Origin of the sequence: Sphingomonas sp. PP-F2F-G114-C0414, from assembly GCF_003688595.1 — a bacterium.
Lineage (GTDB): Bacteria > Pseudomonadota > Alphaproteobacteria > Sphingomonadales > Sphingomonadaceae > Sphingomonas.
Genome location: NZ_RCWT01000011.1, coordinates 85,887 through 111,365 on the forward strand (window position 1 = coordinate 85,887; position 25,479 = coordinate 111,365).

The following is a 25,479-nucleotide window of genomic DNA, read 5'->3' on the forward strand; positions in this document are numbered from 1 at the left end:
AGCCCTCTCCCCTCCGGGGAGAGGGTTGGGTGAGGGGCCGTTCCACACGGCAGCGCGCGGAACTGCCCCTCACCCCGGCCCTCTCCCCAGAGGGGGAGAGGGAGTTTCGGTTACGCCTTCGGGTTGTCGTCGACTTCCGAGAACTCGGCGTCGACGACGTCGTCGTCCTTCTTCGCCGCGTCGCCATCAGCCGACGGCGATGCGTCCGCCTGGGCCTGCTTCTCGTAGATCGCCTGGCCGAGCTTCATCGCGACCTGAGCGAGCGCGGTGCTCTTCTCGGTCATCGCATCCGCATCGCCGCTCTCGACCGCAGCCTTGGTCGCGTCGATCGCAGCCTGAATCTCGGTCTTCAGCGACTCGTCGACCTTGTCGCCGTTATCCGCCAGCTGACGCTCGGTGGTGTGGACCAGCGACTCGGCGTTGTTCTTCGCCTCGGCGCCCGCACGACGCTTCTTGTCCTCCTCGGCGAAGGTCTCGGCGTCGCGGACCATCTGGTCGATGTCGTTGTCCGAAAGACCACCCGACGCCTGGATGCGGATCTGCTGCTCCTTGCCGGTGCCCTTGTCCTTGGCCGAGACGCTGACGAGACCGTTCGCATCGATGTCGAACGTGACTTCGATCTGCGGCACGCCGCGCGGTGCGGGCGGGATGCCGACGAGATCGAAATTGCCGAGCATCTTGTTGTCGGCCGCCATCTCGCGCTCGCCCTGGAACACGCGGATCGTCACCGCGCCCTGGTTGTCGTCGGCGGTCGAATAGGTCTGCGACTTCTTGGTCGGGATCGTCGTGTTGCGATCGATCATGCGGGTGAACACGCCACCCAGCGTCTCGATGCCGAGCGACAGCGGCGTCACGTCGAGCAGCAGCACGTCCTTGACGTCGCCCTGCAACACGCCGGCCTGGATCGCCGCGCCCATCGCGACGACCTCGTCCGGGTTGACGCCGGTGTGCGGCTCCTTGCCGAAGAACTGCTTCACGACTTCACGCACGCGCGGCATGCGCGTCATGCCGCCGACCAGCACGACTTCCGAGATGTCCTCGGGCTTCAGGCCGCCGTCTGCGAGCGCCTTGCGGCAAGGCTCGAGCGTGCGCTTGACGAGGTCCTCGACCATCCGCTCCAGGTCGGCGCGGGTGATCGACTTCACCAGATGCTTCGGGCCGTTCTGGTCCGCGGTGATGAAGGGCAGGTTGACCTCGGTCGACTGCGCCGAGCTGAGCTCGATCTTCGCCTTCTCGGCCGCTTCCTTCAGACGCTGAAGCGCCAGCTTGTCCTTGGCGAGGTCGATGCCCTCGGCCTTCTTGAACTCGTCGGCGAGATACTGGACGATCTTGTTGTCGAAATCCTCACCGCCGAGGAACGTGTCGCCGTTGGTGGCCTTCACCTCGAACACGCCGTCGCCGATCTCGAGCACCGAGATGTCGAACGTGCCGCCGCCGAGATCGTAGACCGCGATCGTCTTGCCGTCCTGCTTGTCGAGGCCGTAAGCCAGCGCCGCCGCGGTCGGCTCGTTGATGATGCGCAGCACTTCGAGGCCAGCGATCTGGCCGGCGTCCTTGGTCGCCTGGCGCTGCGCGTCGTTGAAGTACGCGGGAACGGTGATGACCGCCTGCGTGACCGTCTCGCCGAGATACGACTCGGCGGTTTCCTTCATCTTCTGCAGCGTGAACGCCGAGATCTGCGACGGCGAGTAATCCTTGCCGCCCGCCGAGACCCAGGCGTCGCCGTTCGGGCCGCGCGAGATCTTGTACGGAACCAGCTCGGTGTCCTTCTTAGTGATCGGATCGTCGAAACGACGGCCGATCAGGCGCTTCACCGCAAAGATGGTGTTGTCGCCGTTCGTCACTGCCTGGCGCTTGGCCGGCTGGCCGACCAGTCGCTCGCCATCCTTGGCGAAGGCGACGATCGACGGCGTGGTGCGCGCGCCCTCGGAATTCTCGATGACCTTGGGCTTGCCGCCTTCCATGACGGAAACGCAGCTGTTGGTCGTGCCGAGATCGATACCGATTACTTTAGCCATGAGTTCTGATTAGCCCCTCACTTGAAACGAAAATACGAAATCCGCTCCACCCCGTTTCGGAGGCGGAACCTTTCTGATGATGGGCGCGATATAGGTGGCCTCGCGCTTGCCGCAAGATTGTACCGGTCATAGGATGCACAAGAGGCAACCCCCGGGGAAAGTTAACCTATGCGTATCGTTTTCGGACTGGGTGTTGCCGCTATGGCACTGGCGTCGTGTTCGCAGCCCAAGGAACTCGCCGTGGACGGGGCGTGGGTGCGGCTCGGCGCGGTGACTGGTCGACCGGCGGCAGCATATTTTACGGTGCATGGCGGGCCGACCCCGGCGACGCTGATCTCGGTCACCACCGACGTCGCGATCAAGTCGGAGATGCACGAGACGATGGACGAGGGCGGCCTGTCGACGATGGCGCAGCTGACCCGCGTGGAAATCCCTGCGAAGACGGACGTAACGTTCGCGCCGGGTGGGCGGCATGTGATGCTGTTCAACATGAACTCGGGGATCAAACCCGCTGATCGCGTGACGCTCACGTTCGCGTTCGCAGATGGGACGCGCATCATAAACAACGCGACCGTGGTCGCGGCGGGGACCCCGGCGGGTAAGTGAAGCGCGGACTTACCGAGGCGGAGACGGCGCTCGCGGCATCGGTGTTCGGGGGCGCGATCGATTACTCTTCGGTGAGTTTGGCTCGGAGCAAATGGGCGTTCTTCCAGCCGCGCGATACGGTGATGGCACCCCGCGGGTGCATCCACTTTCACCCCAAGGGCAATCTGTGGTGCGACGACTTCTCGCAGGCGAACCTGACGTTGCAGGGGCTGTTCGTCCACGAGATGACGCACATCTGGCAGCACCAGCGCGGCGTGTTCCTGCCCTTGGCGCGGCATCCCTGGTGTCGGTACGACTATACGTTCCGGCCTGGGGTGGCGCTGCACCGCTACGGCATCGAGCAACAGGGCGAGATCGTGCGGCACGCCTTCCTGCTGCGTGCGGGCGCGAAGGTGGCGGGCGCGCCGCCGCTCGCGCAGTATGAGACGGTGCTGCCGTTCACGCCCGCTCGTCCCGCCGACACACTTCGTCATCCTGACGAAAGTCAGGATCTAGAGTGACTCAGCGAGACGATCGGGGCTCTGGATCCTGACTTTCGTCAGGATGACGGATTATGCGATGACGAGTCTGGCTTCAGAGCCAGTTACGACCATCCGGCCCGGCACACCCATAAGGCGGCAACTGGCCCGGGAACCGCGCCTGCATCTTGTGGCAGCCCCAGGCGCGCATCGGCCCCGGTGCATAGCCGTTCAACGCGATGCCGACCTCGTCATACGGGCTCGAACCCTGCGCGACGTACATGTACCAACGTCCGCCGAACATCACCGCCGCGGCGATGAGCACGACACAAACGACCTGGATGATTTTCTGCATTGAAGACCCCTTTTGTAAACAAGGGCGCCCCGTTGCAGCCAACATGGATCAATTTCAACCACCGATCTGGTAGATCGAGACCCACCCGATCGGCAGAAATGCGCCGTTTACAGCGCGTCGAAATCGATAGGTCGTGTTCTATCAAGCGCTTGCGGTGCCTCTGGCATCGGATATTTCAACCCGGTCGCGCAGTTGAAAAGTACGACCTTGTCGTCCTCGTCGACCAGCCCGGTGTTCAGCGCCTGATGATACGCCGCCAGCGTCGCGCCGCCCTCGGGACACAACAGCAGCCCATCCTGCTTCGCCGCCGCGTCAACCGCCTTCAGGATCGCCGGATCGCCGACCGCGAGTGCCTGCCCGCCGCTCTCGCGAACCGCGCGGAGGATCAGGAAGTCGCCGACCGCTTTCGGCACGCGAATGCCCGCCGCGACCGTGCTCGCATCTTCCCAACGCTCGGCATGCTCCTCGCCCGCCTCGAACGCGCGGACGATCGGCGCACACCCGCTCGCCTGCACCGCGAACATCTTGGGGCGCTTCGAGCCGATCCAGCCGAGCTTCTCGAGTTCGTCGAACGCCTTCCACATCCCGATCAGCCCGGTGCCGCCGCCGGTCGGGTAGAAGATCGCGTCCGGCAGTTTCCAGCCGAACTGCGCGGCGAGTTCGAGCCCCATCGTCTTCTTGCCCTCGATCCGATACGGCTCCTTCAGCGTCGAGAAATCGAACCAGCGGCCCTCCGCGGCGCCCTTGCCGACGATCGCGCCGCAATCGTCGATCAGGCCGTTGACCCGCCAGACTCGCGCACCCTGCATCGCGATCTCGCGGACGTTGATCTCGGGGGTGTCGTCGGGACAGAACACGATCGTCTCGATCCCGCAGCGCGTGGCATAGGCCGCCAGCGCGGCGCCCGCATTGCCGTTGGTCGGCATCGCGATCTTTGTGACGCCGAGTTCCTTCGCCATCGCGACGGCCATGACGAGGCCTCGGGCCTTGAAGCTACCGGTCGGGAGGCGGCCTTCGTCCTTCACGAGCACGTTAGGGCCGCCGGACTTGGTTAGCGGCACCAGCGGCGTCTCGATCTCGCCGAGGCTGACGATGTTGGCCGTGTAGCGAACAGGGAGCAGTTCGCGCCACCGCCACAGGTCGGTCGGCCGCGCCTCGATCGTGTCGCGAGAAACCGCGGACCGCACCGCGTCGAGGTCGTAGCGGACGAGCAACGGTCGCCCGGCGCGCGACAGCCCATGAAGCTGGTCCGCCTCATACCGCTCGCCGGTGATCGAGCATTCGAGATGCGTGACGAAGGTCTCGCGATCGGTGGTGAGGTTCTGGTTCATGGACTGACTTTCAAATCCTCCCCTGCAAGGGGAGGGGGACCAGCGCAGCTGGTGGAGGGGGCGTGCCGCGGACGTCACGCTCGACGTAAACGTGCCCGGCCGCAGATGGTACTCGGGAGGAGAGCCCCCTCCACCACCAACCAAGCGGTTGGCGGTCCCCCTCCCCGTTCCGGGGAGGATTCAGCCAGCCTTGGCGACGCCGACCATCGCCGGACGCAGCAGGCGGTCCTTGATCATGTAGCCCGCCTGCATCTCCTGGACGATCGTCCCGGCAGGCTGGTCGCTCGGAATTTCCATCATCGCCTGGTGCTTGTTCGGATCGAGCATCTGGCCCTCCGCCGCGATCTTGGTGATGCCGTGGCGCTGGAACACGCTCTCCAGTTCGCGACCGGTCGCCTCGAGCCCGGTGACGAGCCCCTTCATCTTGTCGTCCGCGCGCAGGTCCGCCGGAATCGCCGACAGGCCGCGCGAGAGGTTGTCCGCAACCGACAACACGTCGCGCGCGAACGCGGTCGCGGCGTAGGCACGCGCGTCCTGCGCTTCCTTCTCGGCACGACGGCGGACGTTCTGGATCTCGGCCTGCGCGTAGAGGACGTTCTGCTTGGCCTCGGCGAGCTGGTTCTCCAGCTCGGCGACGCGGTCGTTCGCGGCCACTTCGGGCGCGTCTTCAGCGGTCTCTTCGCGCAGGTCTGCAGGCGTGTTCTGGTCGGTCTCGGACATGGTTTTCCCTATAAATTGGGCCGGCTCAACCCATCAACCGGGCGAGCGTTGCAGCCGTGAAATCCACCATGGGCACGACGCGCGCATAGTTCAACCGCGTCGGGCCTATGACACCGACCACGCCGACCACCCGACCGTCCAATCCACGGAACGGTCGCGCGATCACCGAAGACCCTGACAACGCGAACAATTTGGTCTCCGCGCCGATGAAAATCCGCGTCGAATCTCCGGCGCGCGCGCTATCCAAAAGCGATGCGACTTCCTGCTTTCCCTCGAGATCGTCGAGCAGGTCGCGGACCCGGTCGAGGTCGGCGGCGGCGGCGGCGTCGATCAGCCGTCCCTGCCCGCGCACGATCAGCACCGGGCGGCGATCCGCATCCTCGCTCCACACCGCGATCCCGCGCTCGACCAGCGTCCGCGCCGCGCCGTCGAGCGCCGCCTGCCCGTCCGCCAGCTCGCGCTCGATCCGGGTCCGCGCATCGGCCAGCGTCAGGCCGCCGAGCGTCGCCGACATGTAGTTACCCGCCTCGATCAGCGCGGACGGCGACATACCCTTCGGCAGCGCAATCACGCGATTCTCGACCGAGCCGTCCTCGCTGACCAGCACCGCCAGCGCCTGCTCGGGCGACAGCGCGACGAACGCGATCTGGCGCAGTTTCAGCTCGCGCTTGGGCACCATCACCAGCCCCGCGCAGGCCGAGAGCCCGGAAAGCGCGAGCGTGGTCGCGGCGAGCGCCTCCTCGACCGGACCACCGACGCCGGCGCGGGCCTCGATCGTCTGGCGTTCCTCGAACGACGGCTCCATTGCCTGCATCATGCCGTCGACGAACAGCCGCAAGCCCCGGTCGGTCGGCATGCGACCGGCGCTGGTATGCGGGCTGGCGAGCAGGCCGAGACCTTCGAGTTCGCCCATCACGCCGCGAATCGAGGCGGGGGAGAGGCTGAGGCCGGTCAGTTGCGCGATCGTCTTCGACCCGACCGGCGTGCCGCTGGCGAGGTAGCTGTCGACCACCGCGCGAAAAATGTCGCGCGCGCGATCGGTCAGTTCGGTGACGGGGGGCGTGGCCATCGCTTTGATCTAAGGCGGATCGACGGGCGTACAAAGAGGGAATGCAAACCCCGCCTCACCCCCACCCGTCATCCTGACGAAAGTCAGGCTCCAGAGTAACCGAGTGCTGTCCTTCGTGGCTCTGGATCCTGACTTTCGTCAGGATGACGGTGGGCTCGTCAGGATGACGGGCTCTTTCGTCAGGATGACGGGGAAGGCTGGCGAGCGACCAAACGAAAGGCTAGGCAGCGGGCAACCACTCACTCCCGTTAGGATAAGACTATGCGCCCATCCGGCCGCGCCCCAGACCAGATGCGTGCGATCACGATCGAGCCGCGCTTCACCAAGCATGCCGAAGGCTCCGTCCTGATCGGCTTCGGCGACACGAAAGTGCTCGTCACCGCCAGCGTCGAGGAGAAGGTGCCGCCATTCATGCGCGGCAAGGGCGAAGGCTGGGTGACCGCCGAATACGGCATGCTCCCGCGCGCCACCAACACGCGCAACAACCGCGAGGCCGCCAAGGGCAAGCAGTCGGGCCGCACGCAGGAAATCCAGCGGCTGATCGGGCGGTCGCTCCGCGCGGTCGTCGACCTGAAGCTGCTCGGCGAGCGCCAGATCGTGATCGATTGCGACGTGATCCAGGCGGATGGCGGCACGCGCACCGCGTCGATCTCGGGCGGCTGGGTCGCACTCCGGCTCGCGATCGACGGCCTGCTGGCGAGCGGCAAGCTGACCGCCGACCCGCTGACGCAGAAGGTCGCGGCGATCAGCTGCGGCATCTACCAGGGCAATCCGGTGCTCGACCTCGACTATATCGAGGATTCGGGCGCGGATGCGGATGCGAATTTCGTGCTGCTCGAAAACGGCAACATCGCCGAGGCGCAGGCGACCGCCGAGGGCGCGACCTATGACGAGGAGGCGCTGCTCCGCCTGCTGCGTCTCGCGCGGATCGGCTGCACGGATATCTTTGCGGCGCAGTCGAAAGCGGTCGCCAAGTGATCGGCGAAGGCAAGGAACCGCAGGCGATCCGCAAGCTCCAGCCGGGCAAGCTGGTCATCGCCAGCCACAACAAGGGCAAGGTGCGCGAGATCGCCGCGTTGCTCGAAGGGCGTGGGCTCGAAGTCGTCTCCGCCGCCGAGCTCGACCTGCCCGAGCCGATCGAGACCGGCACCACCTTCTTCGCGAATGCCGAGCTGAAGGCGCGCTCGGCCGCCGACCTGTCGGGCTATCCCGCGCTCGCGGACGATAGCGGGCTGTGCGTCGATGCGCTGAACGGCGATCCGGGCGTGTACACCGCCGACTGGGCGGAAACGCCGAACGGTCGCGACTGGATGATGGCGATGCAGAAGGTCGAGGACGCGGTGGTCGCAAAGGGCCCGGAGGCAACGCGCGGCGCACACTTCGTCAGCGTGCTCGCGCTCGCATGGCCCGATGGTCATGTCGAATGGTTCGAGGGCCGCGCCGAGGGGACGCTCGTCTGGCCGCCACGCGGCAATGTCGGGTTCGGCTACGACCCCGTGTTCGTGCCGCTCGGCTACGACCAGACCTACGCCGAACTCCCGCATGAAACCAAGAATGCGATCAGCCACCGCAGCGAGGCGTTCAAGCTGCTCGAAGCCGCGGTGTTCTGAAAATTTGCAGCGGGAAACCTGCCGCAAACCTCTCTTGTCCGTCATCCTGACGCCTCACCCGTCATCCTGACGAAAGTCAGGATCCAGAGCCATTAAGGGCACCGCCCGTTACTCTGGATCCTGACTTTCGTCAGGATGACGGTGGAGGTGTAGTTCAGACTGCTAACGCCTGCTTCTCGGGCCACCTCACCGTAGGCAGCGCCTCGAACGCGGGTTTCGCCAACAAATATCCCTGGATGTACCGCACGCCGAGACCGCGCAAAGCCTCGAACTCGCCAAGCGTCTCGACCCCCTCGGCGATCACCGTGATTCCCAGCGCGGTGCACATCCGCAGCATGCCCTCGACGATCATCCGCCGCGGCAGGCTGGTGTCGATGTCGCGGATCAGTTCCATGTCGAGCTTGATGATATCCGGCTGGAACCGCGCGAGTAGGTTCAATCCCGCATGCCCCGCGCCGAAATCGTCGAGCGCGGTGCCAAAACCCATCTTCTGATACGTCGCGATGATGTTCGCGACGTGCGCCGGATCCTGCATTTCCTCGTTCTCGGTGAACTCGAAGATCAGGCGATCGGTCGGCATGCCCACTGCCGCCGCGGTCTTCAGCGTCAACTGGATGCACGCAGCTGGCGAATAGACCGCGTTCGGGAGGAAGTTGATCGACAGCCGCGCAGGTGTATCGAGCAGCCCGGCCTTCACCGAAGCCTCGATCGCGCGCACCCGGCATTGCTGGTCGAACGCGTACAGGTTTGCCGCATCGACCTGCCCTAACACGCTGGCCGCCGACTGGCCTTCGGGACCGCGCACCAGTGCTTCGTAGGCGAAGACGGTCTCGGTCTCGATATCGACGATCGGCTGGAACGCCATCGAGAAGCCGAAGGTCAGGCCAGCGCCGTCGCGGCAACCGGCACAGCCACCCGAACGCGGCACATCAGAATGAGATGGTGAGGTCATTAAGGCAGGTTAACCTCGGTCCACTTAAGAAAGTGCGACCGCCGCCGCGGTCATCGCTTGCTCCAGATCAATACACGCGCTCGCCGACGACGTTTCCCGGCGGTGAATAGCGACAGACGAGATAGTCGTCGGTCGTGTTGCTCGCCATCGCGCAGCCGACCTGCGTGGAGCCGCGCCAGACGATCTGCGTGTAGTGCGCGACGTCCTCGAAATTGCCGGTGCGGCTGAAACCGGGGGTCGGCATGTTGATGAAATCGCGCTTCTCGGCGACCCAGTGGCCCATCATCTCGGTGTACGCGTACGCATAGCGCGTGCCAGTCCACAGATTCTCGCCTTCGCGCGTCATGCCCTGCGGCTGCGGCGCGTGCGCGAACTTGCGGGTCCGCGCCATCTGCTCGGCATAGGCCCCCGCTGTCGCCGCCAGCGTATCGCTCCACGTCAGCGGCGCCACGCCGACCGCGGCACGCGCGGCGTTGTGGCCGTCCATCATCGCGGTCTTGAGCAGCGCCGCCCCGCGGGGGGCCGGCGCCATCGTGTCGCGGCGCTCGACGACGCGTTCCGGACCCTGTGCGCACCCCGCGATCGCGAGCATCGCGGCAAGCGCCCAACCCAACCGTGCCGTCATTGCGCTTCCTTCGGTCGCCCCGTGCGACCATATGCGCCAGATAATGCCCGTCTTCGAAACACCAAGCCCCGACGCTCCTCCAGCGGGCGATCTCGCGCTCTACGTCCATTGGCCGTTCTGCGTATCGAAATGCCCGTATTGCGACTTCAACAGCCATGTTCGCGAGGAGGTGGATCAGGCTGCGTGGCGCGCCGCACTCCTGACCGATCTCGCACACGAGGCTAGCGTGTTGCCGGGGCGGAAACTGCAGTCGATCTTCTTCGGCGGTGGCACCCCCTCGCTGATGCCGCCCGCGACCGTCGCCGCGGTACTCGATGCGGCGGAAAAGGCCTGGGGGTTCGCGGAAGGAATCGAGATCACGCTGGAGGCGAACCCGTCCTCGGTCGAGGCGGCGCGGTTCGCCGACTTGGCGCGCGCCGGGGTGAACCGGGTGTCGCTCGGACTGCAATCGCTCGACGATCAAGCGTTGAAGTTCCTCGGTCGCGCGCATGACGTCAACGAGGGACAGGCCGCACTCGCTACCGCGCAGAACGTGTTTCCCCGCGTCAGTTTCGACCTGATCTATGCGCTGCCGGGCCAGCGGCTCGACGACTGGCGCGCCGAACTCGCGCGCGCGCTGAGCCTGGGGACGGAGCATCTGTCGCTGTACCAGTTGACGATCGAAGCGGGCACACGGTTCGCGACCGAAGCGCTGGCGGGACGGATCGTGATCCCCGACGGCGACTCGGCGGCCGACCTGTTCGAGGCGACGCGCGCAGATACCGCCGCCGCGGGGCTGCCCGCGTACGAGACGTCGAACCATGCGCGGCCGGGGTCGGAGAGCCGCCACAATCTCGCTTACTGGCGCTATCAGGATTACGCGGGCATCGGCCCCGGCGCGCATGGGCGGCGCGGCGGACTGGCGACGGTGCGGCGGAAAAAGCCGGAGAACTGGCTGGCGGCGATCGAACGCAACGGCCACGGCATGGAGGTCGAGGATCCGCTGACGCCCTCGACGCGCGCTACCGAAGCGTTGCTGATGGGGTTGCGGCTGGCGGAAGGCGTGGATCTGGACCGGATTACCGCGCTGAACGCCGGCGTCGTGCCGGTGGATCTGGCTGCGGTGGCTCGGCTTGAGGAGTTGGGGCTGATCGCGCACACGCCGGGCCGATTGCGGGTTACCGAAGCCGGCGCCCTACTCCTCGACGCGATCCTGCCTGAGATCGTTACCGCCTAATTTGTTCACCCGCGAAGGCGGGTGCCCAGACTGGGCACCCGCCTTCGCGGGTGAACAAGCTTACTTCCCGAACCCAGCCGGCGCAGGCGAAACCACCGTAGTCGTACCTCCACGGATTTCCTTCACCTCCAGCGCACGCTCGGCGACGTTGTCCTTGCCGAAGCGGAAGGCGCCATCGATGCCGGCAAACCCGTCGCCGTCGCGCAGGCGTTTCACCGGGAACGGCGTGCCGGGCTTCCAGTCGCGCGCGATGCGGACCGTCAACAGCACCGAATCATAGCCGAGGCTCGACAGGCGGTATGGCCCTGCCCCGAATCGCGCGCGGTATTTGGCGGCGTATTGGCGGTACAGCGTGTCCGAGACGCTGGCGTACCATGCGCCGGACAGCGCCGGCTTGGCGGCGATCCCCGCGTCGGAGTTCCAGAGTTCGGTGCCGAGGATGCGCGTCGTCGCGCCGCTGCCGCGCTTGACCATTGCCGCCGCCGAGGCTGCGGTGGCGCCACCGTCTCCGATCAGGACCGCGTCATAGGGCGCCCTCGCCGCGAGCCGCGTGACGGCGCCGGAAATGCCACCGGGGCCCCGCGCGTAGGTCTGGAGCGAGACGACCTGGCCGCCAGCGCCTTCGACCGCGCGTAGGAACGCGGTGGACGCACGCTCGCCGTAAAGACCGTTGGGGACGAGCCCGGCGAAGTTGCTAACGCCGCGCTCCTTCGCGAAATCGACCACGCGCGCGATCGACTGGGTCGGGACATATCCCATCAGATACGCACCGTCGCCCGCCACGCCGAGATCGTTGGAGAAGCTCAGCACCGGAATGTTCGCGGCGCGCGCGATCGGTGCGACCGCGCGGACGTCGTCGGCGAGCAGCGGTCCGAGGATCAACTGCGCGCCCTCGGCAATCGCGCGCTGCGCGGCGGCGGCGGCACCGGTCGCGGTGTCGTAGTTGGTGATGCGGACGCGCTGGTTCTGCGTATCGAGCAGCGCCAGCATCGTCGCGTTGGCGATCGAGGTACCGACGCCCGCGTTGCTGCCCGACAGCGGCACGAGCAGTGCGACGCGGTTACGCTCGGCATCGCGCGGAATACCGGTCTCGACACCGATGTTGGGACGATCGGCAGGACGCGTGGTCGGGCGCTGCTGCGACGGCTCGACCGGACCACGCGGCACGATCGTCTGGCACGCGCCGAGCAGACACGCTGCGGCAAGCGTCGCCCAACGACCGATGGCCCCTCGTCGCATGGTACGTGTCGATTGCCCTATCGTCGTCGCGTCTGCCATGACCGTCCCCATGAACCCTGAAACTCTTCTCGATCCCGGCCTCTACATCGTCGCGACCCCGATCGGCAATCTTGGCGATCTGTCGCCGCGTGCCGCCGACATCCTCCGCCGCGCCGATGTGATCGCGGTCGAGGACAGCCGCGTGACCGCCGGGCTGCTCCGCCACATCGGCACGAAGACGCCGATGGTGCCGTATCACGATCACAGCGCGGAAGGCGTGCGCCCGGCGCTGATCGCGCGGATGGCGACGCAGGCGGTGGCGCTGGTGTCGGATGCGGGGACGCCGCTGATCTCCGATCCTGGGTTCAAGCTGGTGCGCGATGCGCGGGCGGCGGGGCATCTGGTGGTGACGATCCCGGGTCCCTGCGCGGCGGTGGCGGCGCTGACGCTGGCGGGACTGCCGACCGACCGGTTCCTGTTCGTCGGCTTCCTGCCGTCGAAGATGCACGCGCGGGCGGAGGCGATCGCGGAGGTCTCGACGATCCGCGCGACTCTGGTGATGTATGAATCCGGGCCGCGGCTTGGGGCGTGTCTCGCGGCCCTGGCGGAAGGACTTGGCGACCGCGAGGCGGCGGTGACGCGCGAGATCAGCAAGAAGTTCGAGGAGGCGGTGACGGGGACGCTCTCGATGCTCGCCGCGCGCTATGCGGATGCGCCGCCCCGCGGAGAGATCGTGATCGTCGTCGCACCACCGGGCGAGGCGCCGCCGGCGAGTGCCGAGGACGGGGATGCCGCGCTGGTGGAGGCGTTGACGCGACTGTCGACCGGCCAGGCCGCTAGTGAGGTGGCGAAGGCTCTCGGGCTCGACCGCAAGGCGCTCTATGCTCGGGCGCTCGAGTTGAAAGCGGAGAAAGGGTGACGCCCCTTCTTCCCCCCTCCCTGAAAGGGAGGGCCCGGGGGTGGGTCGGCTGCTTGGGATCCGCATCGCCAGACGATGGGCCTACCCACCCCCAACCCCTCCCTTTCAGGGATGGGAGCAGGGATGCGTGATCGTCGTTCCGCCGAGATTGCTGGCCGCAGAGGAGAGCGCTTGGCGGGGTGGTGGCTGCGCCTCAAAGGCTGGACCATCCTCGATCGCCGGGTCCGCACACCCGCCGGCGAGGTCGACCTCGTCGCGCGAAAGGGAAACCTCGTCGCATTCGTCGAGGTAAAAACCCGCGCGACCGCCGCCGAACTCGACTTCGCGATCGACGAACGCCGGCTCGCCCGCGTCGCCGCGGCGGCGGAATATCTGATGCCGCGCTATGCCGGACCCGGCGACGACATCCGCGTCGACGTCATCCTGCTCGCGCCCGGCACGCGGCCACGCCATATCGAGAATGCCTGGATCGGGTGATGCCTCGATCACCCGTGGCGAAATCTCGCGAACCTTCCGTCATCCTGACGAACGTCAGGATCCAGAGCCATGAAACGATGTCCTCGATCATCCTGGATCCTGACTTTCGTCAGGATGACGGGGTTAAGCATGCCACGTCACCCGATGACTTAACGACCGCCCGCGCCTACATGCGCTCGACCGAACAGAAGGAAGACGCATGAGCCTCACCGTCGCCGTCCAGATGGACCCGCTCGACAGCATCAACATCGCCGGCGATTCGACATTTGCGCTGATGCTGTCCGCGCAGGACCGTGGCCACAAGCTCTTCCACTACTCGGCTGAGGACCTGAACTACCGTGACGGCCGGGTCTGGGCGAAGGCGCATCCGGTCACCGTGCAGCGCGTCGTCGGCGATCACTTCAGCGTCGGCGAACCCGTTGACCTCGACCTTGGCGACGAGGCGGATGTCGTCCTCATGCGCCAGGATCCACCGTTCGATCTCGGCTACATCACCGCGACGCATCTGCTCGAACGGATCGCCGACAAGACGCTCGTCGTGAACGATCCGGCACAGGTGCGGAACGCGCCCGAGAAGGTGTTCGTGCTCGACTATCCGCAGTTCATGCCGCCGACGCTGGTGACCCGCTCGCTCGACGAGGCACGCAAATTTCTCGCCGAGCACGGCGCGATCGTCATCAAGCCGCTGCACGGCAACGGCGGCAAGGCGATCTTCAAGGTCGAGTCGGACGGCGCCAATCTGTCGGCGCTGATGGAAGTCTTCAACATGACGTGGCGCGAGCCGCACATGGTCCAGGCGTTCCTCCCCGACGTGGCGAAGGGCGACAAGCGGATCGTGCTGATCGACGGCGAGGTCGCGGGTGCGATCAACCGCCTGCCGGGCGAAGGCGAGATCCGCTCGAACCTCGCGGTCGGTGGCTCGGCGGAGAAGTCGGTGCTGACCGACAAGGAGCGCGAGATCTGCGCGGTGCTCGGGCCCGAACTGAAGAAGCGCGGGTTGCTGTTCGTCGGGATCGACGTGATCGGCGGCACGTGGCTGACCGAGATCAACGTGACCTCGCCGACCGGGATCGTCGCGATCGAGAAGTTCGATGGGACCGATGTCGCGGGGATGATCTGGGATGCGATCGAGGTGAAGGTCGCGGCTCGGTAACTGGAACGAAGATTACCACCCCGGCGAAGGCCGGGGCCCAATTGGAAAGGTCGCGGTAACGGAGCGCCGTCCTCCGTAATAACCGTCCCCCAATTGGGCCCCGGCCTTCGCCGGGGTGGTGCGAAGTCGGTGGAACACATCCGGCCTCCCGGCAGTATGTGATACCCATGACCGAATTCATCCTCGATCTCATCGCCTGGGGCGGATATTTCGGTATCTTCCTGCTGATGGCGCTCGAGAATATCGTGCCGCCGGTGCCGTCCGAAGTCATCATGGGCCTCGGCGGCATGGCCGTCGCGCGCGGCGACATGAGCGTCGTTCCACTGATCGCCTGGGGTACCGCGGGCTCGGTCGTCGGCAATTACTTCTGGTATTATATCGGCCGCAACATCGGCTACGAGCGCTTCCGCCCGTTCATCGAGCGCAACGGTCGCTGGCTGACGATGGAATGGTCGGACGTCGAGAAGATCCACCGTTTCTTCACGAAGCGCGGCGGCTGGGTGATCTTCGTATTCCGCTTCATGCCGACCTTCCGCACCGTCATCTCGCTCCCCGCGGGCATGACCCGCATGCCGATCTGGCAGTTCGTGATCTGGACCGCTGCGGGCAGCGCGATCTGGAACGTCGTGCTCACCTATGCGGGCATCCTGCTCGGCTCGCATTTCTCCGAACTCGATCGTTACGTCGGCCCGGTCGCGGTGGCGACGTTCGTGGTCATCATCATCGGCTATGGCTGGCGCGTGCTGACCTGGAAACCCAAGGGCTAACCGCCATGCGGATGCGCGTTGCGGTACACGTCCATCAAGTGCGCCGCATCGACCTGCGTGTAAATCTGCGTCGAGCTGAGACTCGCATGCCCCAGCAACTCCTGCAGCGCGCGCAAATCCGCCCCCCGCCCCAGTAGATGCGTCGCGAAACTATGGCGCAGCGCATGCGGCGTCGTCCGGTCGCCCAGCCCGAGCCGCGCGCGCGCGCCGCGCACCGAGCGCCGCACCACCACCGCCGACAGCGGCCCGCCCTTCGCGCCCCGGAACAGCGGCGCGTCGGGCGCGATCGGCCACGGCGTCTGCGCGACATACGCCTCGATCGCCGCGCGCACCTTGGGCAGCAACGGCACCATCCGCGCCTTCGACCGCTTGCCGGTAACCACCAGCGTCTCGCCGAGCGGCAGGATCGCCCCCGGCAACGCAAGCGCCTCGCCGATCCGCAGCCCCGCACCGTATAGCAACAACAGCACCGCCCAATCCCGCGCGCCGATCCACGGCTCGGCGGCATCCTCGGCGACGTCTTCGGCCAGCGCGATCGCCTCGCCCGGAGAGATCGGTCGCGGCAGGCCCTTCTTCACGCGCGGGCCCCGGATCCGCGGCTGCTCCGCGCCGTCGTTCGCCCAGGCCAGGAAGCCCCGCACCGCGGACAGCTCGCGCGCCGCCGATGCGTTGCCCAGCCCCGAATCTCGACGATACGCCAGATACGCGCGCAGATCGGCGGCGGTCACGCGCGCCAGAGTCGCGCGCTCGACTCGCTCGCCCCAATGATCGATCAGGAATGCCGTCAGGCGTTCCGCCGACGCCTGATAGGCACGCACCGTGTGCACCGACCGTCGCCGATCTCGCGTCAAATGGTCCGCCCACAGCATCGACGGCGGCAGGTCTGTCGTGGTCCCCATAACAGACACTAACCTGCTCCAGCAGCAAAGGAAAATTAACATCCCTTCGGTATCCAACAGCCATGTCGCCGAAAGACCTCGTCACAAACGCATTCGCAGACGAAAAACGGCGCGTTGCCGCGCTCCATGCGCTAGCGCTGCTCGATAGCGCACCCGAACGCGAGTTCGATGCGCTCGTCGAACTTGCCGCAGAAATGCTCGGATGCCCGACCGCGTTGATGACTCTCGTCGATAGCGACCGTCTGTGGATCAAGGCCGCGGCCGGCGGCGAACGCGGCGAGATCAGCCGCGACATCGGCATGTGCGCGTACACGATCCAGAATCAGGCCCCCCTCGTGATCGAAGACCTCGACGCCGATTCGCGGTTCGTGGAAAATCCGCTGGTGCTGGCGGATCGCGGCGCGCGTTTCTACGCAGGAGCGGCGATCCATGCGGTCGACGATCGCGGCGAGCGTCATGCGATCGGCTCGATCTGCGTTATCGATTCGGTGCCGCGCAGCTTGAACGACGCAGGCCGTCGCGCGCTCACGCATCTCGCGACGCTGGCCGAGGTGACCGTCGCGGCGCGGTCGGCCGCGCATCAGGCGATCGCCATCGCGACCACCGCGGACCGACAGGCCGCAACGCTCGCGCGGCAGGATCGTATCTTTCGCCAGGCCGAGCGGATGGCGGCGATCGGCTCGTGGCGGACCTCGCTTGATCACCAGCATCTGGACTGGTCGGACGGCGTCTTTCACATCTACGGCCTGCCGGTCGGCCCGGTGCCGGAGATGGAGGTCGCGATGGCGTTCTATCCGCCTCATGCCCGAGACGTTTTAAGCGCCTGTCTCACGACGACGTTGGAAACCGGCATACCGTTCGACATCGAGGTCGACTTCACCACCGCGCAGGGCGAGCCGCGGCGCGTCCGCGTGCTGGGCGAACTCGAGGACGACGCGGGTACGACCATCGGGTTCGTCGGCGTTTTCCAGGACGTGACCGAACGCTATGCGCTCGAACTGAACTTGCGGCGATCGGCCGACACCGATTCGCTCACCGGAATATCCAACCGCGCGGCATTCGATCGGGCGCTCGACGCCGCGATGACCCGGTCGCACACCGACGGCACGCCGCTGCTGCTCGCGCTCATCGACCTCGATGGGTTCAAGGCGATCAACGACACGCTCGGCCATACCTCGGGTGACGACGTGCTGCGTGCGGTCGGCGGGATATTGCAGGCGCCCTGGCTCAAGCAGAGCTTTGCCGCACGGCTGGGCGGCGACGAATTCGGACTGCTGATCGAGGATCCGGGTCTGACCGCTACGCCCGGCTACATCAGTGCGCGACTGGAGGAAGCGCTGCGCTTTCCGATCGCGCTGAACGGTCTGGCGATGATCAGCGCCGGGACGGTCGGGATCACCGCGCTGGAGCCGGACTGCCATGCGATCCGCGACTTCATCCACCAGGCTGATACGATCCTCTACAAGGCGAAGCGCGCGCGCGTCGGCGAACGCCGCCGGGGCGGCGATCGCCGCGCCGCCGCCTGACGCCTGACGCCATCAAGCCGGTGCCTGCTTAGACGGTTCACGTGGAGTCGATCTGTCCCCATATACGGGTACGATGTCGTCCCGCGCCCGTGTCCTGATCCTCAATGCTGCCCTCGGGCCGCTCGACTACCGCGTGCCTCAAGGCATGAGCGTCGAGCCGGGCTCGGTCGTGGTCGCGCCGCTTGGGCCGCGGCAGTTGCTCGGCGTGGTGTGGGAGGCGGAGCGGATGCCGTCCGACATGGAGGTCGGCGACAACCGGTTGCGCAACCTGCTCGCAGTCGCCGACGTGCCACCACTGGGTGCGCCGCTGCGGCGGCTGGTCGAGTGGACGGCGGACTATTATCTCGCACCGGCGGCGTCGGTGTTGCGGATGACGCTCGCGTCGACATCGGCGCTGGAGGGCGCGCGGACCGCGGTCGAGTACCGCGCGACCGGCGTCGTGCCGCCTCGTCTCACCCCGCAGCGCGAGCAGGCGCTGGAGCGGATCGGCGATCGCCAGGGCCTGATCCGCGAACTCGCCACCACCGCCGACGTCAGCGACGCGGTGATCCGCGGGCTGGTGAAGGTCGGTGCGATCGAGGCGGTCGAAGTCAGCCTGGACAGCCCCTACCCCGTGCCCGATCCATCGCACCACGAGCCGACGCTGTCGGACGACCAGCGGGCGGCGGCCGATGCCTTGGTCTCCGGCGTTGCGGAGCACGCGTTTCATCCGACGTTGCTCGACGGGGTCACCGGCTCGGGCAAGACCGAGGTGTATTTCGAGGCGGTCGCTCAGGCGATCCGTGATGGGCGGCAGACTTTGGTGCTGCTTCCCGAGATCGCGCTGACCGAGCCGTTCCTGAAGCGTTTCCACGACCGGTTCGGCTGCGAGCCGATCGCGTGGCATTCTGGGCTTCGCTCGACCCAGCGGCGCAGGGCTTGGCGGGCGATCGCCAGCGGTGAGGCGCTGGTGACGGTCGGGGCGCGCTCGGCGTTGTTCCTACCCTACCGCGATCTCGGGCTGATCGTCGTCGACGAGGCGCACGAGACCAGCTTCAAGCAGGAAGAGGGCGTACATTATCACGCGCGCGACGTGGCGGTGATGCGTGGCAAGTTCGAGGGGTGCCCGGTCATCCTCGCCTCCGCCACGCCAGCGATCGAGACGCGGCAACAGGTTGTGACCGGGCGCTATGCGGAATTGAAGCTGCCCGGGCGGTTCGGCGCGGCGGAGATGCCGACGATCGAGCCGATCGACCTGATCAAGGAACCGCCCGAGCGCGGTCGCTGGCTCGCCCCGCGGCTCGTCAAGGCGATGCAGGAGACGCTGGAACGGCGCGAGCAGTCGTTGTTGTTCCTCAACCGGCGCGGGTACGCACCGCTGACGCTGTGCCGGACCTGCGGGCATCGGTTCCAGTGCCCGAACTGCACCGCGTGGATGGTCGAGCATCGCCTCACGCGGCGATTGGCGTGCCACCATTGCGGGCACATCGAGCCGACGCCGCGCGTGTGTCCGGAGTGCAAGGGCGAGGACACGCTCGTCGCCTGTGGACCGGGGGTCGAGCGGATCGCGGACGAGGTGAAGGCGCTGTTCCCGGAGGCGAAGACGGCGGTGGTGACCTCGGACACGATCTGGTCGCCCGCCAAGGCGGCCGAGTTCGTCGGGCGGATGGAAGCGGGCGATATCGACATCGTCGTCGGCACGCAGTTGGTGACGAAGGGCTATCACTTCCCGAACCTGACGTTGGTCGGAGTAGTCGACGCGGACCTCGGGCTGGACGGCGGCGATCTCCGCGCGGCGGAGCGCACATTCCAGCAGATCCGGCAGGTATCGGGGCGCGCGGGGCGCGGCGAGAAGCCGGGGCACGTGTTCATCCAGACGCACAGCCCCGGCGCGCAGGTCATGCAGGCGCTGATTACCGGCGATGCGGATGCGTTCTATGCGGCGGAGACGGATGCGCGGAAGGATGCGGGGGCGCCACCGTTCGGGCGCTATGCGGCGATCGTGGTGTCGTCCGAGGACCAGTCTTGCGCGCACGATACGGCCAAGTTGGTGGGGCGGAGTGCGCCCGAGGTCGAGGGGATGAACGTCTACGGCCCTGCGCCGGCGCCGCTGGCGATGTTGCGCGGGCGGCATCGGTATCGACTGCTGGTCCATGCGCGACGGGCGCTGGATGTGCAGGATGTGATCCGGGAGTGGTTGGGGAAGCTCGACTGGCCGTCGAAGGTTCGGGTGACGGTGGACGTCGACCCGTATAATTTCTTGTAAGCTCGACGTTACGCCATTCCCCTCCCGTCATCCTGACGAAAGTCAGGATCCAGGGTAACCAGGGGTAGCGCTCCGTGGCTCTGGATCCTGACTTTCGTCAGGATGACGGAGAAAGAAGACGGCGGATGCCCAATCTGGATTCCCGCCGTCACGGGGAAAAACATCTCAGTTAGTTAAAGAGCTTACTCGCCGGCATGTTCGGCGAGGACGGTCAGGCCTTTGGCGTTGACCTCGGCGAAACCGCCCTTGATCGCGATGATCTCGGGGGTGCCGTTCTGCGTGCGGAAGATCTGGACGCCGCCGTCGCGGACCGTCGACATGAAGGGCGCGTGGCCTTCGAGGACGCCGAAATCGCCTTCGGTGCCGGGGACGACGACCATGTAGACCTCCTCCGAGCGGACGAGCTTTTCTGGCGTGACGAGTTCGAAATGCAGCATCTTGTTCGCCTTCTCCCTCTCCCCTGCGGGGAGAGGGTCGGGGTGAGGGGCAGTACCGGGCGAAGGCGCTCGTGGCGGCCCCTCACCCCAGCCCTCTCCCCGAAGGGGAGAGGGAGCTAGATAGTCTTACGCTTCCGCAGCCATCTTTTCGGCCTTGGCAACGGCTTCGTCGATGCCGCCGACCATGTAGAACGCGGCCTCGGGCAGGTGATCATACTCGCCCTCGACCACCGCCTTGAACGAGCGGACCGTATCCTCAAGCTGGACGAACTTGCCGCTGATGCCGGTGAAGACCTCCGCGACGTGGAACGGCTGGCTCAGGAACTTCTGGATCTTACGCGCACGCTGGACGGTGAGCTTATCCTCTTCGCTCAGCTCGTCCATGCCGAGAATCGCGATGATGTCCTGCAGCGACTTGTACTTCTGCAGCGTCGACTGGACGGCACGCGCGGTGTCGTAATGCTCCTGGCCCACCACACGCGGCTCGAGCAGACGCGAGGTCGAGTCGAGCGGATCGACCGCCGGGTAGATGCCCAGCTCCGAGATCGCACGGTTGAGGTTGGTCGTCGCATCGAGATGCGCAAACGACGTCGCCGGTGCCGGATCGGTGAGATCGTCCGCCGGCACGTACACGGCCTGCACCGAGGTGATCGACCCCTTGTTGGTCGACGTGATGCGCTCCTGCAGCGCGCCCATGTCGGTCGACAGCGTCGGCTGATAGCCCACCGCCGACGGGATGCGGCCGAGCAGTGCCGAAACCTCTGCGCCGGCCTGCGTGAAGCGGAAGATGTTGTCGACGAAGAACAGCACGTCCTGGCCTTCGACGTCGCGGAAATACTCGGCGATCGTCAGGCCCGACAGCGCGACGCGGGCACGGGCGCCTGGCGGCTCGTTCATCTGGCCGAACACGAGCGCGACCTTCGAGCCCTCCGACTGCGGATTGCCATCGGCGTCCTTGGCGATGACGCCCGCGTCGAGGAACTCGTGGTACAGATCGTTACCCTCGCGGGTACGCTCGCCGACGCCCGCGAACACCGAGGTGCCGCCATGGCCCTTGGCGATGTTGTTGATCAGTTCCTGGATCAGCACGGTCTTGCCGACGCCGGCGCCGCCGAACAGGCCGATCTTGCCGCCCTTCGCATAGGGTGCGAGCAGATCGATGACCTTGATGCCGGTGACCAGGATCGCGCTCTCGGTCGACTGGTCGACGAACAGCGGCGCCGAGGCGTGGATCGGGGCGGTCGTCTCTGCGCCGACCGGGCCACGCTCGTCGATCGGCTCGCCGATGACGTTGAGAATGCGGCCGAGCGTCTTCGGGCCGACCGGGACGCGGATCTGCGAGCCGGTGTCGGTGACGGTCTGGCCGCGGGTCAGACCCTCGGTGGCGTCCATCGCGATCGTGCGAACGGTGTTCTCGCCGAGGTGCTGTGCGACTTCGAGGACGAGCCGGTTGCCGTTATTGTCGGTTTCGAGCGCCGACAGAATGGCGGGCAAATTGTCGGGGAAATGCACGTCGACGACCGCACCGATGACCTGCGAGATGCGGCCGGTGTTGTTGGTGGCCTTGGGGGCGAGCGTGGTTCCGAGGGTCTCTGGGGCGGTTGCCATTGTCTGCTTCCTTGGACTTACTTGAGCGCTTCGGCGCCCGAGATGATTTCGACCAGCTCGGTCGTGATCGCGGCTTGGCGGGTACGGTTATACTGGATCGAGAGACGCGTGATCATGTCGCCGGCATTGCGCGTGGCGTTGTCCATCGCGTTCATGCGCGAGCCCTGCTCCGACGCCGCGTTTTCGAGCAGCGCGCGGAAAATCTGGATCGCGACGTTGCGCGGCAGGAGATCGGCGAGGATCGCTTCCTCGTCGGGCTCGTACTCGACGACAGCCTCCGCCGGAGCGTTGGGCTTGGCTTCTGCACCGGGGATCGTCGACAGCGGGATCGGAATGATCTGGATGCCGGTCGGGACCTGCACCAGCGCCGAGACGAACTTCGCGTAGAACAGATGCGCGACGTCGAACTGACCTTCGCCGAAGCGCTTGATCAGGTCTTCGGAGATTTCCTGCGCATCGCTGAACGCGAGCCGCTTGATCTGGCCCATCTCGTGATCGGCGAGGATGTCGTTCGGGAAGAAGCGCTTGATCACGCGCCCCTTCTTGCCGGCGACGTAGAACTTCACGGTCTTGCCCGCCGCGATCAGCTCCTCGGCCTTGCGACGTGCCGCACGGACGATGTTGGTGTTGAACGCACCGGCCAAGCCACGCTCCGACGTCGCGATGACGATCAGGTGGACCTGGTCCTTGCCGGTTCCAGCGAGCAGCGGCGAGGCGCCCGGCGCGATGCCGACGCGCCCCGCGAGGCTCGCCATCACCGCTTCGAGACGCTCGGCATACGGACGCCCGGCGACCGCCGCATCCTGCGCGCGGCGCAGCTTCGCAGCGGCGACCATCTTCATCGCCTTGGTGATCTTCTGCGTCGACTTCACCGAGCCGATGCGGATCTTGAGGGCCTTAAGTGATGCCATCTTCTCTTCCTGCTCCCTCGCTCCTCACAGAGGAGGGTCGGATTACACGCTCTGCTCCCTCTCCCCGCAGGGGAGAGGGAGTTAATCAGGCAAACGTCTTCGCGAACGCTTCGAGCGATGCCTTCAGCTTGTCCTTCGCCTCGTTACCCAGGTCGCGGGTATCGCGGATCAGCTTCAGCACGTCGGCATGGTTCGCACGCATGTCGGCCAGCAGTGCCTGCTCGTAGCGGGTCACGTCGGCCACCGGTACCTTGTCGAGATAGCCGCTGGTACCAGCGAAGATCGACACGGTCTGCTCCTCGAACGGGAGCGGCGAGAACTGCGCCTGCTTCAGCAGCTCGGTCAGGCGCGCACCGCGGTTGAGCAGCTTCTGCGTCGACGCATCGAGATCCGATCCGAACTGCGCGAACGCCGCCATCTCGCGGTACTGTGCCAGCTCGAGCTTGATCGAGCCCGACACCTTCTTCATCGCCTTGGTCTGTGCGGCCGAACCGACTCGGCTCACCGACAGGCCGACGTTGATCGCCGGACGGACGCCCGAGAAGAACAGGTCGGTCTCGAGGAAGATCTGGCCGTCGGTGATCGAAATCACGTTGGTCGGGATATACGCCGAAACGTCGCCCGCCTGCGTCTCGATGATCGGCAGCGCGGTCAGCGAGCCGCCGCCGTTGGCGTCCGACATCTTCGCCGCACGCTCGAGCAGGCGGCTGTGGAGATAGAACACGTCGCCCGGATACGCTTCACGGCCCGGCGGACGACGCAGCAGCAGCGACATCTGGCGATAGGCGACGGCCTGCTTGGACAGATCGTCGTAGCAGATCAGCGCGTGCATGCCGCGATCGCGGAAATACTCGCCCATCGCGACACCGGTGTAGGGCGCGAGATACTGGAGCGGCGCGGGGTCCGACGCGGTCGCGGCGATGACGATGGTGTATTCCATCGCGCCGTTCTCTTCGAGCGTCTTGACCAACTGTGCGACGGTCGAGCGCTTCTGGCCGATCGCGACATAGACGCAATACAGCTTCTTCGACTCGTCGTCGCCGGCGTTGGCGATCTTCTGGTTGATGAACGCGTCGATCGCGACGGCCGACTTACCGGTCTGGCGATCGCCGATGATCAGCTCGCGCTGGCCACGGCCGACGGGAACGAGTGCGTCGATCGCCTTCAGGCCCGTCTGGACCGGCTCGCTGACCGACTGGCGCGGGATGATGCCCGGTGCCTTGACTTCGACGCGGCTGCGCTCGGTGGTGTGGATCGGGCCCTTGCCGTCGATCGGGTTGCCGAGACCATCGACCACGCGGCCGAGCAGCTCCTTGCCGATCGGCACGTCGACGATCGTGCCGGTGCGCTTGACGATGTCGCCTTCCTTGATCTCGGAATCGCTCCCGAAGATCACGACGCCGACGTTATCGGCCTCGAGGTTGAGCGCCATGCCCTGCACGCCGTTCGAGAATTCGACCATCTCGCCGGCCTGGACGTTGTCGAGGCCGAAGATGCGCGCGATGCCGTCGCCGACGCTGAGCACCTGGCCGGTCTCGCTGACCTGGGCCTCGGTGCCGAAATTGGCGATCTGATCCTTGATGATCTTCGAGATTTCTGCGGCGCGGATATCCATTAGCTTAGCCCTTCATCGCGTGCGCGAGAGTGTTGAGACGCGTCTTGATCGACGAATCGATCATCTGGCTGCCGACGCGGACGACGAGTCCACCCAGCAACGATGGGTCGACGCTGAGGTCGACCGAAACTTCACGGCCGACGCGCTGGCGGAGCTGATGCTTCAGCTCGATCACCTGCTCGTCGGTCAGCGGGTGCGCGGAGGTCACTTCGGCGGCGATCTCGCCGCGATGCTGCGCGGCAAGGGCGCGGAACGCCTTGATGATCTTTGGCAGCGCGCCCAACCGGTGGTTCTCGGCGAGCACGCCGAGAAAGCTCTTGGTGGTCGCATCGACGCCGAGCTCGTCGGCGACCGCGGAGACCGCCTTCACGGCAGCGCCGCGCGACACCATCGGGCTGGACGTCAGCGTGCGGAAGTCCTCCGACTGCGCGAGCGCGTCGCGCACGTTCGCCAGGCTCGACTCGACCGTGTCGATCGTCTTCGCGTCACGCGCGAGTTCGAACAGGGCCAGCGCATAACGCCCGCCTAAGCTCGCTTGAATACCGCCGGATGTCTCCACGGAACCTCTATCCTCGCCTGCAACGAATAACCGACCCAAAGGAAGAAAGGGCGCGAAAGCACCTCTCCTGGGACGCGGCGCGGTTAGCATCGGGTTGTCGGATTGGCAACCCGGCGGGAGGGTCGTGGGCACGGGTTTGTGACTGTTTTGTCATTGATCGAAGGTTGGAAGGTTACGAATCCGCC

At 66.2% G+C, this 25,479-nt stretch carries 25 protein-coding genes; 11 read left to right on the forward strand and 14 right to left on the reverse strand.

Annotated features, from left to right (window positions below; translation table 11 throughout):
- Positions 1–110 precede the first annotated feature (110 nt).
- Positions 111–2,018 (reverse strand): molecular chaperone DnaK, encoded by a 1,908-nt coding sequence (gene dnaK, locus C8J47_RS09595; protein WP_056055380.1) that lies wholly within the window; start codon positions 2,016–2,018, stop codon positions 111–113.
- 168 nt (positions 2,019–2,186) lie between these two features.
- Here dnaK and C8J47_RS09600 point away from each other — a divergent pair, with 168 nt between their 5' ends.
- Positions 2,187–2,624 carry a copper chaperone PCu(A)C gene (locus C8J47_RS09600; RefSeq protein WP_183129067.1) on the forward strand — a complete coding sequence of 146 codons (438 nt, stop codon included), beginning with the start codon at positions 2,187–2,189 and terminating at the stop codon, positions 2,622–2,624.
- Entirely contained in the window at positions 2,621–3,124 is a 504-nt protein-coding gene (locus tag C8J47_RS09605) for a vgr related protein (protein WP_121885497.1), read from the forward strand. Before C8J47_RS09600 ends, C8J47_RS09605 begins: the two co-directional genes overlap by 4 nt.
- 73 nt (positions 3,125–3,197) lie before the next feature.
- Here C8J47_RS09605 and C8J47_RS09610 read toward each other — a convergent pair whose 3' ends face one another.
- The 4 genes from C8J47_RS09610 to hrcA form a co-directional block, all read right to left on the reverse strand.
- Positions 3,198–3,437: a hypothetical protein gene (locus C8J47_RS09610; RefSeq protein ID WP_121885498.1), complete on the reverse strand. Its 240-nt coding sequence runs from the start codon at positions 3,435–3,437 to the stop codon at positions 3,198–3,200.
- 107 nt (positions 3,438–3,544) lie between these two features.
- Positions 3,545–4,768: a threonine synthase gene (locus tag C8J47_RS09615; RefSeq protein WP_121885499.1), complete on the reverse strand. Its 1,224-nt coding sequence runs from the start codon at positions 4,766–4,768 to the stop codon at positions 3,545–3,547.
- Between the two features lie 180 nt (positions 4,769–4,948).
- Positions 4,949–5,488 (reverse strand): nucleotide exchange factor GrpE, encoded by a 540-nt coding sequence (gene grpE, locus C8J47_RS09620; protein WP_121885500.1) that lies wholly within the window; start codon positions 5,486–5,488, stop codon positions 4,949–4,951.
- Positions 5,489–5,513: 25 nt separating this feature from the next.
- The gene (gene hrcA, locus C8J47_RS09625) at positions 5,514–6,557 is read right to left on the reverse strand and encodes a heat-inducible transcriptional repressor HrcA (RefSeq protein WP_093399755.1); all 1,044 of its coding nucleotides are present in this window, start codon (positions 6,555–6,557) and stop codon (positions 5,514–5,516) included.
- Positions 6,558–6,818: 261 nt separating this feature from the next.
- On the opposite strand from hrcA, the gene rph reads away from it, so the two are divergent.
- Positions 6,819–7,535 carry a ribonuclease PH gene (rph, locus tag C8J47_RS09630; RefSeq protein WP_121885501.1) on the forward strand — a complete coding sequence of 239 codons (717 nt, stop codon included), beginning with the start codon at positions 6,819–6,821 and terminating at the stop codon, positions 7,533–7,535.
- Complete coding sequence (rdgB, locus tag C8J47_RS09635; protein WP_121885502.1) at positions 7,532–8,167, forward strand: RdgB/HAM1 family non-canonical purine NTP pyrophosphatase; 636 nt, start codon at positions 7,532–7,534, stop codon at positions 8,165–8,167. Before rph ends, rdgB begins: the two co-directional genes overlap by 4 nt.
- A 154-nt stretch (positions 8,168–8,321) precedes the next feature.
- Here the strand turns inward: rdgB and C8J47_RS09640 are convergent, their stop codons facing one another.
- Both C8J47_RS09640 and C8J47_RS09645 read right to left on the reverse strand, forming a co-directional pair.
- Positions 8,322–9,032, reverse strand: a complete 711-nt coding sequence (locus C8J47_RS09640) for an EAL domain-containing protein (RefSeq protein WP_121885828.1) — start codon at positions 9,030–9,032, stop codon at positions 8,322–8,324.
- Between the two features lie 154 nt (positions 9,033–9,186).
- Positions 9,187–9,744 (reverse strand): CAP domain-containing protein, encoded by a 558-nt coding sequence (locus C8J47_RS09645; RefSeq protein ID WP_121885503.1) that lies wholly within the window; start codon positions 9,742–9,744, stop codon positions 9,187–9,189.
- Between the two features lie 43 nt (positions 9,745–9,787).
- On the opposite strand from C8J47_RS09645, the gene hemW reads away from it, so the two are divergent.
- The gene (hemW, locus tag C8J47_RS09650; protein ID WP_121885829.1) at positions 9,788–10,960 is read left to right on the forward strand and encodes a radical SAM family heme chaperone HemW; all 1,173 of its coding nucleotides are present in this window, start codon (positions 9,788–9,790) and stop codon (positions 10,958–10,960) included.
- Positions 10,961–11,020: 60 nt separating this feature from the next.
- On the opposite strand, the gene C8J47_RS09655 is transcribed toward hemW, so the two are convergent.
- Positions 11,021–12,199, reverse strand: a complete 1,179-nt coding sequence (locus C8J47_RS09655) for a penicillin-binding protein activator (protein ID WP_259467468.1) — start codon at positions 12,197–12,199, stop codon at positions 11,021–11,023.
- Positions 12,200–12,236: 37 nt separating this feature from the next.
- Between C8J47_RS09655 and rsmI the strand changes: the two genes are divergently transcribed.
- From rsmI to C8J47_RS09680, 4 genes are all read left to right on the forward strand, one after another.
- On the forward strand, positions 12,237–13,097 hold the full coding sequence (gene rsmI / locus C8J47_RS09660) for a 16S rRNA (cytidine(1402)-2'-O)-methyltransferase (RefSeq protein ID WP_259467469.1): 861 nt from the start codon (positions 12,237–12,239) through the stop codon (positions 13,095–13,097).
- A gap of 123 nt (positions 13,098–13,220) precedes the next feature.
- Positions 13,221–13,574 carry a YraN family protein gene (locus C8J47_RS09665; RefSeq protein ID WP_082444357.1) on the forward strand — a complete coding sequence of 118 codons (354 nt, stop codon included), beginning with the start codon at positions 13,221–13,223 and terminating at the stop codon, positions 13,572–13,574.
- Positions 13,575–13,773: 199 nt separating this feature from the next.
- The gene (gshB, locus tag C8J47_RS09675; RefSeq protein ID WP_121885505.1) at positions 13,774–14,727 is read left to right on the forward strand and encodes a glutathione synthase; all 954 of its coding nucleotides are present in this window, start codon (positions 13,774–13,776) and stop codon (positions 14,725–14,727) included.
- Positions 14,728–14,894: 167 nt separating this feature from the next.
- On the forward strand, positions 14,895–15,494 hold the full coding sequence (locus C8J47_RS09680) for a DedA family protein (protein WP_121885506.1): 600 nt from the start codon (positions 14,895–14,897) through the stop codon (positions 15,492–15,494).
- On the opposite strand, the gene C8J47_RS09685 is transcribed toward C8J47_RS09680, so the two are convergent.
- The gene (locus tag C8J47_RS09685; protein WP_259467470.1) at positions 15,491–16,393 is read right to left on the reverse strand and encodes a tyrosine recombinase XerC; all 903 of its coding nucleotides are present in this window, start codon (positions 16,391–16,393) and stop codon (positions 15,491–15,493) included. The two genes, C8J47_RS09680 and C8J47_RS09685, sit on opposite strands and share 4 nt — an antisense overlap.
- Before the next feature lie 62 nt (positions 16,394–16,455).
- Between C8J47_RS09685 and C8J47_RS09690 the strand changes: the two genes are divergently transcribed.
- Together C8J47_RS09690 and C8J47_RS09695 are read left to right on the forward strand one after the other, a co-directional pair.
- On the forward strand, positions 16,456–17,919 hold the full coding sequence (locus C8J47_RS09690; RefSeq protein ID WP_121885507.1) for a diguanylate cyclase domain-containing protein: 1,464 nt from the start codon (positions 16,456–16,458) through the stop codon (positions 17,917–17,919).
- A gap of 73 nt (positions 17,920–17,992) precedes the next feature.
- Positions 17,993–20,164: a primosomal protein N' gene (locus tag C8J47_RS09695; RefSeq protein ID WP_121885508.1), complete on the forward strand. Its 2,172-nt coding sequence runs from the start codon at positions 17,993–17,995 to the stop codon at positions 20,162–20,164.
- A 182-nt stretch (positions 20,165–20,346) separates the two neighbouring features.
- On the opposite strand, the gene C8J47_RS09700 is transcribed toward C8J47_RS09695, so the two are convergent.
- The 5 genes from C8J47_RS09700 to C8J47_RS09720 all read right to left on the reverse strand — a co-directional run bounded on the left by C8J47_RS09700 (position 20,347) and on the right by C8J47_RS09720 (position 25,294).
- Complete coding sequence (locus C8J47_RS09700; protein ID WP_056488477.1) at positions 20,347–20,601, reverse strand: ATP synthase F1 subunit epsilon; 255 nt, start codon at positions 20,599–20,601, stop codon at positions 20,347–20,349.
- A gap of 126 nt (positions 20,602–20,727) precedes the next feature.
- Positions 20,728–22,209, reverse strand: coding sequence for a F0F1 ATP synthase subunit beta (gene atpD, locus C8J47_RS09705; RefSeq protein WP_056065176.1), 1,482 nt, complete (start codon positions 22,207–22,209; stop codon positions 20,728–20,730).
- A gap of 17 nt (positions 22,210–22,226) precedes the next feature.
- Complete coding sequence (locus tag C8J47_RS09710) at positions 22,227–23,120, reverse strand: F0F1 ATP synthase subunit gamma (RefSeq protein WP_060527188.1); 894 nt, start codon at positions 23,118–23,120, stop codon at positions 22,227–22,229.
- A gap of 85 nt (positions 23,121–23,205) precedes the next feature.
- Positions 23,206–24,735, reverse strand: coding sequence for a F0F1 ATP synthase subunit alpha (gene atpA, locus C8J47_RS09715; RefSeq protein ID WP_060527189.1), 1,530 nt, complete (start codon positions 24,733–24,735; stop codon positions 23,206–23,208).
- Positions 24,736–24,739: 4 nt separating this feature from the next.
- Positions 24,740–25,294, reverse strand: a complete 555-nt coding sequence (locus C8J47_RS09720; protein ID WP_121885509.1) for a F0F1 ATP synthase subunit delta — start codon at positions 25,292–25,294, stop codon at positions 24,740–24,742.
- Between the last annotated feature and the right edge of the window lie 185 nt (positions 25,295–25,479).